The sequence below is a fragment of the Candidatus Saccharibacteria bacterium genome, from assembly GCA_012965045.1.
In the GTDB taxonomy this organism is placed as follows: domain Bacteria; phylum Patescibacteriota; class Saccharimonadia; order Saccharimonadales; family DTSZ01; genus DTSZ01.
Map to the genome: position 1 here is coordinate 321,839 of DTSZ01000001.1, position 15,644 is coordinate 337,482.

At 44.1% G+C, this 15,644-nt stretch carries 12 protein-coding genes; 3 read left to right on the top strand and 9 right to left on the bottom strand.

The genetic code is table 11. The annotated features are described in order from the left end of the window. The first annotated feature begins 60 nt into the window (after positions 1–60). Positions 61–3,129 (top strand): hypothetical protein, encoded by a 3,069-nt coding sequence (locus tag EYO12_01690; GenBank protein ID HIA91811.1) that lies wholly within the window; start codon positions 61–63, stop codon positions 3,127–3,129. 2 nt (positions 3,130–3,131) lie between these two features. Here EYO12_01690 and EYO12_01695 read toward each other — a convergent pair whose 3' ends face one another. The 5 genes from EYO12_01695 to nusA form a co-directional block, all read right to left on the bottom strand. Beyond that, the gene (locus EYO12_01695; GenBank protein HIA91812.1) at positions 3,132–3,842 is read right to left on the bottom strand and encodes a TRAM domain-containing protein; all 711 of its coding nucleotides are present in this window, start codon (positions 3,840–3,842) and stop codon (positions 3,132–3,134) included. 13 nt (positions 3,843–3,855) lie between these two features. Continuing rightward, positions 3,856–5,193, bottom strand: a complete 1,338-nt coding sequence (gene radA / locus EYO12_01700) for a DNA repair protein RadA (GenBank protein HIA91813.1) — start codon at positions 5,191–5,193, stop codon at positions 3,856–3,858. Beyond that, on the bottom strand, positions 5,193–6,173 hold the full coding sequence (locus tag EYO12_01705; GenBank protein HIA91814.1) for a hypothetical protein: 981 nt from the start codon (positions 6,171–6,173) through the stop codon (positions 5,193–5,195). Before EYO12_01705 ends, radA begins: the two co-directional genes overlap by 1 nt. 21 nt (positions 6,174–6,194) lie before the next feature. Beyond that, positions 6,195–8,660, bottom strand: coding sequence for an ATP-dependent Clp protease ATP-binding subunit (locus EYO12_01710; GenBank protein ID HIA91815.1), 2,466 nt, complete (start codon positions 8,658–8,660; stop codon positions 6,195–6,197). Positions 8,661–8,755: 95 nt separating this feature from the next. Then, complete coding sequence (gene nusA / locus EYO12_01715) at positions 8,756–9,952, bottom strand: transcription termination/antitermination protein NusA (GenBank protein HIA91816.1); 1,197 nt, start codon at positions 9,950–9,952, stop codon at positions 8,756–8,758. A 136-nt stretch (positions 9,953–10,088) separates the two neighbouring features. Between nusA and EYO12_01720 the strand changes: the two genes are divergently transcribed. Further along, positions 10,089–12,590, top strand: coding sequence for a M1 family peptidase (locus tag EYO12_01720; protein ID HIA91817.1), 2,502 nt, complete (start codon positions 10,089–10,091; stop codon positions 12,588–12,590). Here EYO12_01720 and EYO12_01725 read toward each other — a convergent pair. From EYO12_01725 to EYO12_01735, 3 genes are all read right to left on the bottom strand, one after another. After that, complete coding sequence (locus EYO12_01725) at positions 12,580–12,930, bottom strand: YraN family protein (GenBank protein ID HIA91818.1); 351 nt, start codon at positions 12,928–12,930, stop codon at positions 12,580–12,582. The genes EYO12_01720 and EYO12_01725 overlap by 11 nt on opposite strands. Next, positions 12,927–13,466, bottom strand: a complete 540-nt coding sequence (locus EYO12_01730; GenBank protein ID HIA91819.1) for a ribonuclease HII — start codon at positions 13,464–13,466, stop codon at positions 12,927–12,929. The genes EYO12_01725 and EYO12_01730 overlap by 4 nt, the downstream gene beginning before the upstream one ends. Positions 13,467–13,552: 86 nt before the next feature. Beyond that, positions 13,553–14,098 carry a 50S ribosomal protein L19 gene (locus EYO12_01735; protein ID HIA91820.1) on the bottom strand — a complete coding sequence of 182 codons (546 nt, stop codon included), beginning with the start codon at positions 14,096–14,098 and terminating at the stop codon, positions 13,553–13,555. Between the two features lie 48 nt (positions 14,099–14,146). Here EYO12_01735 and EYO12_01740 point away from each other — a divergent pair, with 48 nt between their 5' ends. After that, positions 14,147–14,638: a TrmH family RNA methyltransferase gene (locus EYO12_01740; protein ID HIA91821.1), complete on the top strand. Its 492-nt coding sequence runs from the start codon at positions 14,147–14,149 to the stop codon at positions 14,636–14,638. On the opposite strand, the gene EYO12_01745 is transcribed toward EYO12_01740, so the two are convergent. Further along, complete coding sequence (locus EYO12_01745; GenBank protein HIA91822.1) at positions 14,630–15,541, bottom strand: CAP domain-containing protein; 912 nt, start codon at positions 15,539–15,541, stop codon at positions 14,630–14,632. The genes EYO12_01740 and EYO12_01745 overlap by 9 nt on opposite strands. Between the last annotated feature and the right edge of the window lie 103 nt (positions 15,542–15,644).

Genomic DNA, 15,644 nt, shown 5'->3' on the forward strand with positions numbered 1-15,644 from the left:
CTTTATGCTTATTTTTGCTATACTGACTCAGTTACATTGATAGAGGTTGTTTAATTACATATGGCTAAAAAAACTAGTGTTCGAAAACCTAAAAAGGGCGAACGGAATATAACCTATATGTTTCGAAAAGTCCGGGATATATTTAGAAAACCAAGCGCCAGTCCAGAAGCTAAAGACACCAGCGGCAAACTGAAGTCAGTCCACGGTAAAGCTAAAAAAGACCGGCTTAAAAAAGGTGTTAACAAAAAGAAACAATCAAAATGGCAGAAAGAGTTCTACAAAGACGCCCCGAAAGGTAAAGTAAAGCGCTTTTTTTGGCGCCTACACCCTAAACGACAATTTAAATTCTGGTTCTCTAGGCACGGACTTAGAACAGCTTTTAAGTTTGGCATGTTGGGTATCGCGAGCTTCTTTATATTATTAGTTGGTTTATACGCCTATTACTCGCGCGAATTACCTCCACCAGAAGAAATTAGTCGTCGACTAATAGAACAAACTACCAAATTCTACGACCGAACCGGTCAAGTATTGCTCTATGAGGTATACGGTGACGAAAACCGAACGGTTGTAGAGTTCGACGAAATTTCTGACTACGCCAAGCAAGCAACTATCGCCATTGAAGATAAAAACTTCTATGACCACAATGGTATTAGTATCTCTGGCATTGTGCGTTCGGCGATTCAAAACTTTACCAGCGACACCCAAGTTGGTGGGTCGACAATTACTCAGCAATTTGTTAAAAACTCGCTCCTCTCGCGTGAAAAAACCTACGAACGAAAAATTAAAGAGGCTATTTTGTCGCTTGAACTGGAGCGTATTTACACCAAAGATGAAATTCTTGGCTTTTACTTAAACGAGGTTCCCTATGGCGGTACGTCCTACGGAATTCAATCGGCGGCCAATAACTACTTCGCTAAAGATTCCAGCGAACTAACAATTGATGAAGCTGCTGTATTAGCAGCCATGATTCAGCGCCCGACGTTCTTCTCGCCATATGGTGAAAATACAGAAGAACTAATAGCTCGTCGTGATTTTGTTATTGATTTAATGCAAGAACAAGGCTACATCACTGCCGAAGAGGCCCAAGCATCGAAAGAAACCGACACTCTCGCAAAAGTTGGCAGCAAAGGCCGTGAGCTAACCGACATTAAAGCTCCACACTTTGTCTTAGAAGCCCAGCGTCAGCTAGAAGACCGCTACGGTTCTGACACACTCGCCAAGGGCGGCTTGACGGTGATTACAACTGTCGACATGAAACTCCAAGAAGCAGCTGAAAAAGCTATTGCTGACAATATTGCCGCAGTGGACGCCATTGGCGGTAATAACGCCGCCCTGTCCGCTACTGACCCCGCAACTGGCCAGGTCATTGCACAAGTTGGTAGTCGTGACTTTACTCACCCTGAATTCGGTACGTTCAACGCCGCTTTGTCTCGTCAGCAACCAGGTTCTAGCTTTAAACCGTATGAATATGCAAAAGCTATGGAGAGCAACCAAGGTGCCGGCACAATTTATTATGATTTAGCGACCGACTTTGGCGGCAACTACAAACCGAAAAACTTCGATGGTGGTTTTAAGGGGGCAAATACTGCTCGTGCTCATCTTGGTGGATCGCGAAACATACCAGCAATTAAAGCACTATATATAGCTGGTATCGGCAATGTAATTGATCAAGTAGAAAAACAAGGTGTCAGCATTAATGGTGACGAAAGTAATTTCGGCCTGGCATTAGCACTTGGAGCAGCAGACGTACTTCCTGCCGAACACGTTCATGGATTTTCAGTCTATGCCAACAAGGGTGTTTATAAAGAACAAACCTACATCTTAAAAGTAACAAACTCAATCGGTGAGGTCCTTGAGGAATGGCAAGACAGCGAAGGTGAGCAAGTAGTTGATCCCCAAATTGCCTATATTATTTCTGACATGCTAGCAGACGGCCCAGCCCGAGCTGGTATCTTTGCAGCGCCTGGATCAACCCGCGGTAACAACCTTATTGTGCCAGGCATACAAACAGCTGTTAAAACTGGGACAACAAACGATGCTCGCGACATTTGGACAGTCGGCTACTCAACTCGAATCGCCGCTGGTGTTTGGGTGGGTCATTCGGAAAATATTCCACTGCGAACCGGTGCTTCATCTGCAGTCCAGCCAGCCAGAATCTGGGATGACTTTATGACAGCTGCTCATGACTTATCTGACTACAAAGACAAAACTCCAGACTTTGAACGGCCTGATGGTATTAAGACAGTAACGCTTGATAGAATAACTGGCCGCCTACCATTAGAGGGCAGTAGCAACGGCACTGTGACCGATATATTCCCAAGCTGGTATAAGCCAGCAGAAGCGGTTAGTGGCGACCCATTTGTAATTGACACAGTATCTGGAAAATTAGCGACTGAGTGTACTCCTGAGCTTGCAAAACAAGAAGTTCGCGTCGGTGGTGTGAGCGCCGAAATACCTGCATCTGACCCGTCCTACCGGCGCTGGAATGCTCCAGTGCAAGCACGATATGGTGGCTCCGGCTCTGGCATAGCTAGTAAACCAACCAGCAATGACGATGTTCATAGCTGTAGTGACGCGAAGCCTGTGGTAAGTATCGATAACGTAAGCAATAGCGGAAATACCTACACCGTTGATGTCACGGTTACAAAAGGCAAGTTCCCACTAACAAACCTCGACTACAAGGTTGATGGCCAGATAATTGCCGGCGGTGCTACTGGTATTACCAGCGGTGGCTCGTACTCTAAATCATTCGATCTGAGTGAAGGCAATCACACAATCGAAGTAGTTGTGACCGACGAAGGATTATATCAAAGTAGTGATAACGAAAAAGTGACCGTCGCTGCCAATAACGGAAATGGTAATTTTGCAGCCATATCACCAGACGGCGGCAGCAATAGTGGCACTGTTAACTTTGTCTGGGACCCGCACCCAGACGCCGATAGCTATAAGGTAGTGTGGAACCATACCAGCATCCCGTCGCTTTCAGGTAGCCAGATAGTGAATAATGGCAACACTCATTCCGAATCGTTACTGTCCGGAAACTATGAGTGGTATGTCGAAGCCTATGAAAAAAATGGCGCCCAAGACTTGCTCGCAACCAGCTTCACGCTAGCATTCACGCAAAACTAAGTTTATTTAGAGCTCTTTTTGCTAGCTGGTTTGCTGAGTTTTTTTGCAAAAACCAACCGACCAGACGCCGTCTGAATGTTTTTTATAACCTCTACGTGTACAACTTTGCCGATTGACCGGCCGACGTTGTTGACTACAATCATGGTGCCATCCGCGGTATAGCCAACGCCTTGACCCCTCTCCGCGCCTTTTTGACTTATCTTTAGCTCTAACTGCTCACCAACTAAATGATGGGGCCGTAGCGCCTGTACTAGCTCATTAATATTAAATACTTCAACTTCTTCAATTTGAGCGACTTTTATGAGATTAAAGTCCAAGGTTACGATGCCGCTACCCCGTTTTTTTGCCAGTTCGATTAGTTTCATGTCCACTTCTTTACTAGGTACGTCGCTGTCTAGAATTGAAATGTTTGCTCGCTTGCTGTCTTGTAAGTCCGATATTAATTCTAATGCTTGCCGTGCTCGAGAACGTTTCTCACTATTAGAACCGTCGGCTAAATACTGCAGTTCTAAAACAACAAACTTCGGCACTACCAAATTGGCCGGAATAAACCCTGTCTTAACAAGTTCAGCAATTCTACCGTCAATAAGCACACAGCTGTCCAATAAAGCCTCACGGCGCCTGGTGCTGGCCGTAAATAGCCCATTCTTTTGTGAAATTGCGACAATGGTTATTAGTTGCAAAACAACAACAAGCCCAATAAGTGTAATCATATGTATCCTTTGTTTATGTTAAGTTTTCATTTAATGCTTGGCGCAGATCAGACAATTCATGATAACTAGTAATTTTTTTACCTGTTTTAGGACCCAACACCCGTTTAAAACCAAGTTTCTTTGCTTCGCTGACCCGCCGTTCAATACTGGAAACACGCCGCACTTCGCCGCTTAAGCCGACTTCGCCAAATACCACGGCGTCGTTTTTTAGCTGTAAACCTTTGCTGGCTGAAGCAATTGCCATACAAATAGCAAGGTCTGCGGCCGGTTCGGATATTTTTAAACCGCCAACAATATTTACAAACACATCTTTATTGCTTAAATCGAGCTTAGTGCGTTTATTGAGTACAGCTACCAACAGATTAAGACGATTTAAATCTATCCCACTGGCGGTACGCTTGGGATAGCCAAAATTAGTCGTATTAACTAATGCTTGAACCTCCACAAGCAGCGGACGCGTGCCTTCCATTGTTGCCAGAACGACCGAGCCATCACCTGCTTGTCGCTCGTTTAGCAGGGCTGCTGAGGGGTTCTCGATCGGTATTAAACCTTCGTTTTGCATTTCGAATAAGCCGATTTCGTTAGTTGAGCCGAATCTATTTTTTACACTTCGAAGCACCTTAAAACCGCCAAATCGATCGCCTTCAATGTTTAAGACAACATCAACTAGGTGTTCTAGAAGTTTTGGTCCGGCGATGGTGCCTTCTTTAGTGACGTGGCCAACAATAATTAAGGTTGTATCGGTTCGCTTAGCGACTCGGGTAAGCAGTTGAGCCGACTGTGTTATTTGGCTAGCAGTTCCGCTGCTGGACTGTAACCGATCGACACTAATAGTTTGGATTGAATCAACAATAACAACGTCGTAGGTACCGGCTGCAATCGTTTCGGCTATTACATCACTGCTAGTTTCGGATGCTAACAAGACCTCGGAGTTATCGTAGCCAAGTCGTTTTGCCCGCAGGCTAACCTGCTCAGCTGACTCTTCGGCGCTGATATACAAGACTTTGGCTTGCTTAGACAGCAATCCACTTACCTGCATTAAAATGGTTGACTTACCAATGCCCGGTTCACCAGCCAGCAACACCACCGATCCACTTACCAAACCACCCCCAAGCACTTCGTCTAATGGACCAATGCCAACCTTGCGCCGTTGTTTAGAAGATTGAATATGACTGGAAATTTTCTGGGGATCAAGTTTTGCAACCGAACGTTTTGCGCCGCTAGCATGAGTTTGAGCGGTTTTAAATTCCTTCAGCGTATTCCATTCGCCGCACGACAAACACTTCCCAGACCACCGCGAAAAACTGTCGCCACACGAATCGCAGACATAGGCAGTGGTTGACTTAGCCATTACTGTTGAGCCCGAGAATCCAACGATTCCACTAGCTGGTTCAGCTCAATGGCAAGGTTGTTGTTTTCTTCTACGCTTTTATTAAATTCGGCAATTAATTCATTGACGTTGTTAACCTCTAGCCGAATTCGAGCTACTAAAGCGTTTTGCTGGGGTACGAGCGCGTTAGACTCTTGAACTTTGCCTGCAGCCCGCAAATTATTAATTCGTGCAACTAAGTCTTCGTTTTGACGATTCAGCTCATCAATAGTTGCATTTCCTTCATCAATATCGGTTCGCAGTTGCTCCATATTCGACTGTAACTCTTCTATTCGTGACTCGCGTCGTTCAAACTCGCCGTTATACGAATTAAACAAGTCTACGACTGCCTGTCGGTCATTCAAGAACTGTGCGTAATGCTCCTCGAGCTCTGGATTAAGTTCGCTTACTTCTGTCCCAAGAATGGAATGAAGTTCGTTCGCAATATACAATGGGTCCTCCCCGGTGTCAGAAGCCCGATAGCTTTGAATTAATTCAATCAATCGTTCGTCGTTGGTTTGTTCAAAAACAGTAGTTAGCCGATCTGCAAGTTCTTCTTTGCCCTCTGTATCAAGTCGCGCCCACACTGCATGTAGTAATTCATGGACTGCTGTAACGTCTTCTACCCGCTCTAAGCTTTGCTCACTTACATCTAGGATGTACGTTAAGTCACGGTTGTAGCATCCTAAAACATTTGACTCTTCGGCTGAGGGACAAAAGTCCGAGAAAACACTGGCTGTAATTAATTGCGGTTGGGTAGCATAAAACAAGCTTTCACCCGCTTCAGTTAACTGAATTCGATCTGTAATGACTTGAATTTCTTGTGTTGGCTCGAAGTTATTGCGTCGATACCAATCAAAAACCGCATATCTAACTTGCACGGGATTAAACATTACATATAGGAAAAATCCAAAGAAGCTAAACAGCGCACCATATTTTAGTACTTTTTTAACTTGATCCATTACCTGCTAGTATAGCGCAGATTATTCTTTACTGGCAGTGAAGGTTAGTTCTTTTTTTGCAACATCTACTGACACGACTTCGCCGGGCTTAAATGAGCCGAGTAAGATTTTTGTTGCTAACGCATCCTCAATCATATCCTGAATTGCCCGTCTCAGTGGCCGCACACCGTGAGCCGCGTCGTAGCCTTTTTCTAAAATCTTACGTTTAGCCTTCGCACTCACAGCTAAGCCTATGCTTTGCTCTCCGAGTCTTTCAGCTAGTTCTTCGAGTTGAATGTCGAGAATCTTGCGAGCTTGTTTTTTGGTTAACGCTTTAAATACGACAATTTTGTCTATACGGTTTATAAGCTCTGGACGCATGTAGCTTTTCAGATCAGCTAAGACTTTTTCGGTTGTTTTGGCGTGTACTTCTTCTAGCTCTTTTTCTTCGTCTTTATTCTGAATCCGAAAGCCTAGCGTAGCCTCTTTTTTAAGTTGAACGGCGCCAACATTGCTAGTCATGATAATAAGCGTATTTGAAAAATCTACCGACTTACCTTTTGCGTCTGTTAAACGACCATCTTCAAGGATCTGCAAGAGGATATTGAATACTTCAGTGTGGGCTTTTTCGATTTCATCTAGCAAAATTAAACTGTATGGCTTGCGACGAACGGCTTCTGTCAATTGCCCTCCCTCACCATAGCCAACATATCCAGCTGGTGCTCCAACCAACCGTGACACTGTGTGTTTTTCGCTAAATTCGCTCATGTCCACTTTAATCAGAGCATCTTCGCTGTCGAAAAGCTCTACGGCTAGTGCACGGGCTAACTCTGTCTTACCAACACCTGATGGCCCCATAAACACAAACGATCCAATTGGGCGTCGCTTGTCAGAAATGCCCGATCGGTTACGACGGATGGCTTTGGCAACATGGCCAATTGCTTCTTTTTGTCCAACCACGCGTTTGGCTAGTTGTTTTTCTAAATTAATTAGGTGTTTTACTTCACTCTTAATCAGTTTTTTCAATGGAATACCCGTGGTATCAGAAATCACTTCGGCAATATCATCACTCGTTATGATCACCCGGTTTTTACGGTTGTTTTCTGCCCGAAGCGCGTCAATTTTCTCCACCAACTGGGCAGCTCGTGTTTTATGAATATGAGCTCGCTCATAGTCGCCTTCTTCTGCTGCTTCTTGCATGCGACGATTAGATAGCTTTAAGGACCGCTGCAACGAGCGTTGTTTAGCGGGAATACTGCCTCGCTCTATGCGGGCATGCGCGGCGGCTTCATCGATCAAATCAATTGCTTTGTCGGGCATAAACCTATCAGCAACATAGCGTTTGGCTAGTCGTGCTGAACTTTCAATAACGTCCTCTTTAATTTCAACACCATGGAATTCCTCGTAGTGTTTCTTAAGACCTCGTAATATATCCTCGGTTTCATCCAATGAGGCTTCAGGGACTATAACCGGCTGGAACCGCCGCTCTAATGCGGTGTCGCCTTCAATATATTTATTGTATTCATTCAAGGTTGTCGCACCTATAACGCGGATTTTTCCGCGCGCTAAGGCTGGTTTTAGAATGTTGCCAGCATCAATGGCTCCCTCTGCTGCTCCAGCGCCCACCAGTAAGTGCATCTCGTCAATAAACAGGATTACATTTTTCTCTTGCGTGATTTCTTTCATGACTCGTTTAAGACGCTCTTCAAACTCACCTCTATATTTGGTGCCAGCGATCATGCCGGCCAGATCCAACATAATGATCCGTGTGTCAATTAAACTTTCTGGCACGTCTTCTCTAACGATTTTTTGCGCCAAACCCTCTACAATGGCAGTTTTACCTACGCCAGGCTCGCCGATTAGTACTGGATTGTTTTTGGTGCGGCGGGCTAAAATTGTGGTTATTCGCTTGAGCTGTTTTGAACGACCAATCATGGGATCAAGCTCGTCGGCCTCCGCTTGCGCCGTTAAGTCAGTGCCAAAAAAGTTCAGGGTAGATCCCTTGCTTTTCTTGCGTATTTTTCGCTGGGTTGCACCACCAAATTCGTATGACTGCGACTGCAGGTAATCATCAAGCTCGCCTTGGAGCGTTTTTACATCGATGTTCATGTCTTCTAACAGTTTCGCCGCTCGTGAGTCCTTTTGCATAATAAGGCTGTAGAGTATATGCTCAGTGCCGCAAAACTCTTGGTTGAATTCTTGAGCTATATTCCAGCTCATTTTAAGCGTAAGTTTAGCGGTGGCGCTTAAACCTTTAATCGCAGCGTTCGTTAGTAGGCTTTTTGGCGTTAAATTAAGCGCTAATTTAGCGCGATCATAAGTTACTCCAGCATTTAGAAGTATTTTAGAAGCTATTGATGATTTTTGATTCAAGACACCAAGCAACAAATGCTCCGTACCAATGTAGCTACTCCCAAATCCTCGTGCGATCATGTCGGCATTATTTAGGCCTTTTTTGGCATTGTCAGTCAGGCGATCGTGAAGGTGGGAAAAATCGTATAGTGACATAGTTAAATTATACCCTCATTTACGCTACTTATTGTATACCCAACTAGCACTCGTGTCTATAGAGTGCTAGTATTTTTTGCTATTTTTTTCGACTCTTAAGTATCTTGGCTTTCAAGTGCTTCTAGCAGGTTTTCCTCTAACTCAGCTTTGCTGGCGAGCTTCTTTTTTGGTTTCGATGCTTCCTCTTGTGTAGGTGCTTCTTTCGCTTCGGTGCTGTTAGCTTCTGGGCTTTGTTCTGGCTCGGTGGCGGTAGCATTATCAGCCGACACATCAATTTCATAACCACTTAATTTACTTGCTAAGCGTACATTTTGACCACCCTTGCCGATAGCAATACTCAGCTGGTCTTGCGGCACTTTAACAATTGCTTTTTTCTTTGTTTCGTCAAGTTCTACGCTGGTTACTTGAGTTGGCGCGAGGGCGTTCACGATAAAGCTTTTGTGGTCGTCTTCCCATTCAATGATGTCAATTTTTTCTTGGTCACCAATTTCACTCATAACAGCTTGAACGCGGATACCGTGACCACCAACAAATGTACCAACGGCATCTACGCCTGGAACAGTTGAAAATACTGCTAGTTTTGTCCGAACACCTGCTTCTCGCGCAATTGCCTTAATTTCTACCGCCCCGTTTTCCATTTCTGGCACTTCGTTGCTAAACAAGAATTTAATAAATTCAGTGTTTGCTCGTGACAAAATTAATTGCGGACCACGATTTTCACGTTCTACATCTTTTAAAAACACTTTAATACGCTGACCAACACCATAGTGTTCGCCGCGGATTTGCTCACTCATTGGCAAGATACCTTGAGCTTTGCCAAGGTCGACACGAACCAAGCGTGACTCAACACGAGCGACGCTACCGTTGATTACGGTTCCAATCTTGTCTTCATACTCGTCGACAACAATTTCACGCTCTGATTCTCGGATTCGTTGCAATAACACCTGCTTTGCAGTTTGTGCAGCAACCCGACCAAAATCTTTTGGAGTGTCTTCAATAACGACTTCGCCGCCAACTTCAATTGTGTCGTTAATCTTTTTTGCATCTGCTAAGTTAATTTCACTAAATTCATTTTCGACGTCGTCGACAACCGTTTTGGTTACAAAAACTTTTGCTTCACCTTTAGTTTGGTTAAGTTGAACTTTTACATCCTGCTCGCGATCGCCAAAATCTTTTCGGTATGCAGCAGCCAATGCTTGCTCAATTGCATCTTGAACCACTTCTTCTGGTAGGTTCTTTTCTGTTGCGATTACTTTTACCGCTGCTATAAGCTGTTTAACTTCTATTTTCATACTTTATTCACCTTCTTTTTAGTCTCTTAAAACGTAAAATTCCGACCTGCCGGCCGGATATTACAACCATTATAACTTTATGGGGTTGTTTTAACAACCTTGAGTTACGGCCGTTGTTCTTTCATACTAACCACTTATGACAAAACGACTCACCCAACATCTCAAACCAAATCATTATGCAGTCCACTTCATTTTAGCGGACGACCTAGCAAGCTTTGAATCTCACTCAACCATCGATGCAACAGCCCAAAAAGAAACCGATGTGCTGGAGCTTCATGCCAAAGATCTTGATATCACAACTCTTACAGTTACCGCTGGTAAAACCACCATTGAAGTACAAGAACATTCTTTTAACACTGCCGAGGACTTACTGGTTATAAAACTCAAGCAGCCATTAGCGAAAGATTCTGCAGTAACCATAAAAACAATAGCAACGGCTACAGTTACTCCAACTATGCATGGTATTTACCCTGCTCATTACGAAGAAGACGGACAGAAAAAAACTATTCTAAGCACTCAATTTGAATCTCACCATGCCCGAGAAGCGTTTGTCTGCGTAGACGAACCGGCCGCAAAGGCCACCTTTGATGTTTCGATTACTGGCCCGTCCGACCTTACGTACTTATCCAACATGCCAGTCGACTCTACTGATGGGTCTAGGACGGTTTTCGCTACTAGTCCCGTTATGTCAACATACCTATTAGCTTTTGCAGTCGGCGACTTCGCCAAATTATCAAAAACTACTAAACGCGGGGTTGAGGTTAACACCTATTCGATGCCGCGCACCATTGATCACACCCAGTTCGCGCTTGATGTCGCCGCTGATTGTCTAGACTTTTTTGAAGAGTATTTTGGCGTCGAATACCCACTACCAAAATCTGACTTAGTGGCAATTCCAGAATTTGCAGCGGGCGCAATGGAAAACTGGGGCTTGGTCACCTACCGCGAAACGGCCATCATTAATGACCCAGCCAATACTGCTCTATCAAACAAACAATATATTGCCGAGGTAGTCTGTCACGAACTAGCCCACCAGTGGTTTGGCAATTTAGTCACTATGCAGTGGTGGGACGACCTGTGGTTGAACGAAGGATTTGCTAGCTGGGCGGCAGCGTTGGCTGTCGACGCTCTGTTCCCAAACTGGGATGTTTGGGCTTTCTTCGTAGCCGAAGACTCTAGCTATGCTCTCAGCGAAGACGCCCTAACCAATTCTCACCCAATACGAGTACCAGTTGAAAACCCTAAAGACATTAGCGAAATTTTTGATGCAATTTCCTACCGCAAAGGAGCATCGATCATTCGTATGCTTAATCAGTATATTGGGGCTGCCAACTTCCAAGCTGGTATTTCTAAATACCTAAAAGAGTTTGCATATGGCAACGCTACTACCGATGACTTATGGAATTGTTTAAGTACCGAGACTGATATTGATGTTGCTGAATTCATGAAACCATGGACAGAAGTTATGGGCTTTCCTGCTGTTTCTGTAACTAAATCAAATGCTAATATAGTGCTTGCTCAAGAACATTTCTTACTTAATTCAACTCGACCAAAACAAAATGTTACCTGGCCGGTGCCGCTTCTTAGTAACGATAGCTACAAGACCGGCACAGCGGTGTTTAACTCAACAAGCACACAGTTGCCATATAATGATAATTTTCTAAAAATTAATAGTGGTCATTCTGGCTTTTACCGGACGAACTACTCCCCAAAGCTTCAAGAAACCCTATCGCAACAAATAGACCGCTTGCCATTAGTTGACCGTTTAGGGATTTTAGACGATGCGGCTGAACTTGCCGTTGCTGGCATAAAACCTACAACTGAGGTGCTGGAACTATTAAAAAATTATGCTAACGAAGATAAGTCACAGGTATGGTCAGTTATAGGTTCCACGATTCACTCAGTTCGAAGCACGTTACTCGGCGAGGAAAACGAGCACCTGTTAAAAGGACTCGTAGAGCAGCTTATTGAGCAAAAATACAATGAGCTGGGCTGGGAAGAAGCAAAAGGTGAATCTGAAAACGACCAATTGGTACGCCCAGTAGTGCTTGCCCTAGCAACCCGATTTGACCTATTTGATGCACGTAAACAAGTTGAATCTATATATAACAGCGATACCACTGCGCCAAATCTTCGGGGATTAATTTATGGCCACAAAGCTAAATATGGTGATAAAGATTTATATAAGATTTTTTGGAATAATTATTTGCAAGAAGATCTGCAGGAGCAAAAAAATCGTTGGGCTCGAGCGCTGACTGAGTTCAGGGAACCGGAGCTAATTCATCAAACTATCGATGCAATCCAGTCGGAACATGTTCGACTACAAGACACTATTAGCTGGGCAGCCGGTTTAATGCGCAACACCAAAGCCCAACAGGCATTTTGGGAATGGTACAAACAAAACTGGGTTTGGATAGAAAGCAATTATTCTGCAGGACATATTTACAGTTATTTTGTAGCGATTCTTGGCTTCTTTAAAGACCAGTCAAGAATTGAAGAAATCAAGGACTTTTTTGCTGATAAAAACACCGACGGTATAGGTCGCTCGATCGAACAAGTTATTGAAAAAATCGAATATAAGTCAGCCTGGAAGAAACGAGACTCCGAAGCTGTAAAAAACTGGCTGACTAAACAGTAACATTCTCAATAAGTTCAAAATTTAAAGCACCGAGCTGACCGGTCACTGCAACGACATCAATTTGTACCGTGCCTTTCCACGGATATTCAGCTAGGTACAGCTGCGCGCCACGTTTTAGCCTATTAAATTTGCCTATGGTGACTGCGCTAAAACCGTCACCACTGTAAAGGCTGCTTCGATACTTCACTTCAATAAAGTGAAGTGACTTTTTGTATTTCATAATTACGTCAATTTCGACGCTCGGAAGCTTCCAATTTGTTTCAACAAGTTTCCATTTTTTTGTGTGTTGCAACCATTGAGCAGCTGATTCCTCAGCCTCTTGGCCTATGAGAGTGCTCACTGCACTCCTTTAAAACTTAGACGGTGAAAGGACGTTGGCCCATATTCAGCCAAACTTAATCGATGATCTTTTGTGCCATAACCGACATGCTTTTCAAAGCCAAACCGATCATCAAGCAAAGCTAGTTGATGCATGTACGAATCGCGTAAAACCTTTGCAATTATTGATGCAGCAGCAACTGCCGGATAATTATCATCAGCTTTGGGCATGCTAAGACTACAATCAATATCTAAATAATTCACAGCCCCATCAACTATATAGACTTCAGCAGTGAGCTGCTGTGCGCATTCATTAAATGCCGCTGATAAACACGAGCCCAATCCGTGTGTGTCGATTTTTTTACTACTTTGCCAGCTGATCGAAATTTGCGCTGCTTGTTTAACAACATCACCGAATAGCTTTATCCGCTTTGTTTGACTATAGAATTTTGAATCACGAATATCTGTAAGCTCACCGTCTTTTAAGACAACACCAACTACACACAACGGCCCAGCCCACGCCCCTCGTCCGACTTCATCAAATCCTGCGATTAACATGTAAAAAGAATATAGGCTTTTGCACTACCATGCTAGCTGGAGATGTAGTCTAGAATAGATGGGCTCGTTTGCGTGTATAAAAAATACTAGTTTGAATCTTTGTCAGCGTCAGCTGTTGCTTCAGCTTTTGGAGTGTCTTCTTTTGCTTCTGGATTTTCTTCAGAGGTTTCTGTTTTTAGTTCTTCGGTTGGCGTCTCGTCCGATAGAACTTCTTCAGCTTCTTTGGTGATTTCATCTGCTGGAACGAGCGGGTCGTTACTCGCTTCGTTAACAGCAACTTTGTCAAAATCAATCGCGCCTAATCGAGCAGATTTACCAGTTCGTTCACGCATGTAACTTAAGTAATTACGTCGAACCTTAGACCGACGAACAATCTCGATTTTAGTAATACTTGGGGAATTCAACATAAAAGTCTTTTCTACGCCAACGCCGCTTGCAATTCTTCGAACTGTTGCAGAACTAGTTAAAGAGTTTTTTCGTTTAACTCGAATTACTAGCCCTTCAAAAACCTGGGTTCGTTTCTTTTCGTTTTCAACAATTTCTTGGTGAACACGAACAATATCGCCACTCTTAACTTGTGGGATCTGTGCCTTGCGGTGTTTAGCTTCAACTGCTTGAATAAGACTATGCATAACGAGAGCTACATTATCACATCAGTTCACCCCAAGCAATAGTTTATTATGAAAAACAACGCATTATTTCTTTGTAATATCAGAAGTGCTCTCAATGTGGGGGCAATTGCTCGATCGGCAGCAGCGTTTAATGTAAAGACAATATTTGTAGGACCGGAAACTCCATACCCTACTATTACCAATGATGCGCGCCTCCCTCACATTCAAAAGAGTACGACACGTAAAATCGCCAAGACGGCACTTGGAGCGCTCGACCACGTAACGTTCGTGCCTGTGGCAGATATCGTAGACAGCCTGCATGCGCTGAGCGATGACTACACCGTGCTAGGCCTAGAACAAGACCCTCGCTCCATTCCACTTACTTCGTACCGCCACAATACTTCTAAGCCGTGGCTGTTAGTACTGGGCCGTGAGGTTACGGGGCTTAATGACCAAGAATTATCAGCCTGTCAGCATATTATTGAAATTCCTCACTCAAAAAACAAAGAGTCATTGAACGTGTCTGTTGCAGCTGGCATTGCACTATTTAATTTACAGTAACGTACTGCTCAGTAGACCAATAATTGCTACATGAAGCACCATATGAACCTCAGGGTGTTCGTGGAATGGTTTGCGAATGTGTTGTGCTACTGGAACTTTATGTTGCGTGAATAACATCATGATCAGCAAGCCCAGATTTATGACGCTAAGACCGGCGACAATATATATCAGCGACTGCGGCACCACCGTAGCAATACGTGACAGTTGCGGCGAATCAAAAGCCAATACTTTTTGGGCAGAATTTTCGGTTGTGTCACTAAGAACGCCGCTGGTTGCAGCGATTGTTGATACCGGCTGAATAAATAACGCCACTGCATCATAACCCTGCTCACCTTCGGTTATAGACAGTCCAATCTGGCTATAGCTTGGCTCAAGCAATGCCTCTCTGTGGCTTGGACTATTCAGCCAACCGGTCACAACTGCTTCTGGCTCGGTAAAGCCACGCGCCAATGTTTCGGCCGCTTTGGCATAGGTAACGTTGTAGGACCGCACAAAGTCCCATGGCTCAGTGCCGTCTGGCGAAGTGTGACTCCAATAGTCTTGCTCTGCCATGTGCAACTGCTTTGCTACGGCCGCCTTACTTAATTGTGTATTCAGCGACAGAGGCTGCATGTCTAAGCTGCCTCGTGTCACATTAATTGACCCAACCAGACGATTTTCAATAGACGAAACGCTGGGCTGTGAAGAGCTACGAACTTCTTGTCGAACTACACTAGTAATTACAAGCAATGCTGCTACGACGCAATACAACACAAGTAGTATGGGGTTCCTTAGTGCGTTTGGTCGATAGTCGTTGCGACGGCTGGCAATAAAATATGTATGTGCCTTATAGCCAAAGCCTCGTGTTGCAATTGCGCTCATTGAAATAAATATAGCATGAACACTTTGACAAGAGACAAACATTTTACTCTGGCCAATAATGTTGAGAATTTTATTTCACACTGGCATTGAAATTTATACAAGTTGGTGTAATTATTTAAGGAATCCAAGAACCTATTTGGGGTAG

Excerpts from the sequence above, each read along its gene's own strand:
- EYO12_01745 (HIA91822.1), bottom strand. The coding sequence starts at position 15,541 with ATGTTTGTCTCTTGTCAAAGTGTTCATGCTATATTTATTTCAATGAGC.
- EYO12_01705 (HIA91814.1), bottom strand. The coding sequence starts at position 6,173 with ATGGATCAAGTTAAAAAAGTACTAAAATATGGTGCGCTGTTTAGCTTC.
- EYO12_01735 (HIA91820.1), bottom strand. The coding sequence starts at position 14,098 with ATGCATAGTCTTATTCAAGCAGTTGAAGCTAAACACCGCAAGGCACAG.
- EYO12_01740 (HIA91821.1), top strand. The coding sequence starts at position 14,147 with ATGAAAAACAACGCATTATTTCTTTGTAATATCAGAAGTGCTCTCAAT.
- EYO12_01720 (HIA91817.1), top strand. The coding sequence starts at position 10,089 with ATGACAAAACGACTCACCCAACATCTCAAACCAAATCATTATGCAGTC.
- EYO12_01695 (HIA91812.1), bottom strand. The coding sequence starts at position 3,842 with ATGATTACACTTATTGGGCTTGTTGTTGTTTTGCAACTAATAACCATT.
- nusA (HIA91816.1), bottom strand. The coding sequence starts at position 9,952 with ATGAAAATAGAAGTTAAACAGCTTATAGCAGCGGTAAAAGTAATCGCA.
- EYO12_01710 (HIA91815.1), bottom strand. The coding sequence starts at position 8,660 with ATGTCACTATACGATTTTTCCCACCTTCACGATCGCCTGACTGACAAT.
- radA (HIA91813.1), bottom strand. The coding sequence starts at position 5,193 with ATGGCTAAGTCAACCACTGCCTATGTCTGCGATTCGTGTGGCGACAGT.
- EYO12_01690 (HIA91811.1), top strand. The coding sequence starts at position 61 with ATGGCTAAAAAAACTAGTGTTCGAAAACCTAAAAAGGGCGAACGGAAT.
- EYO12_01730 (HIA91819.1), bottom strand. The coding sequence starts at position 13,466 with ATGTTAATCGCAGGATTTGATGAAGTCGGACGAGGGGCGTGGGCTGGG.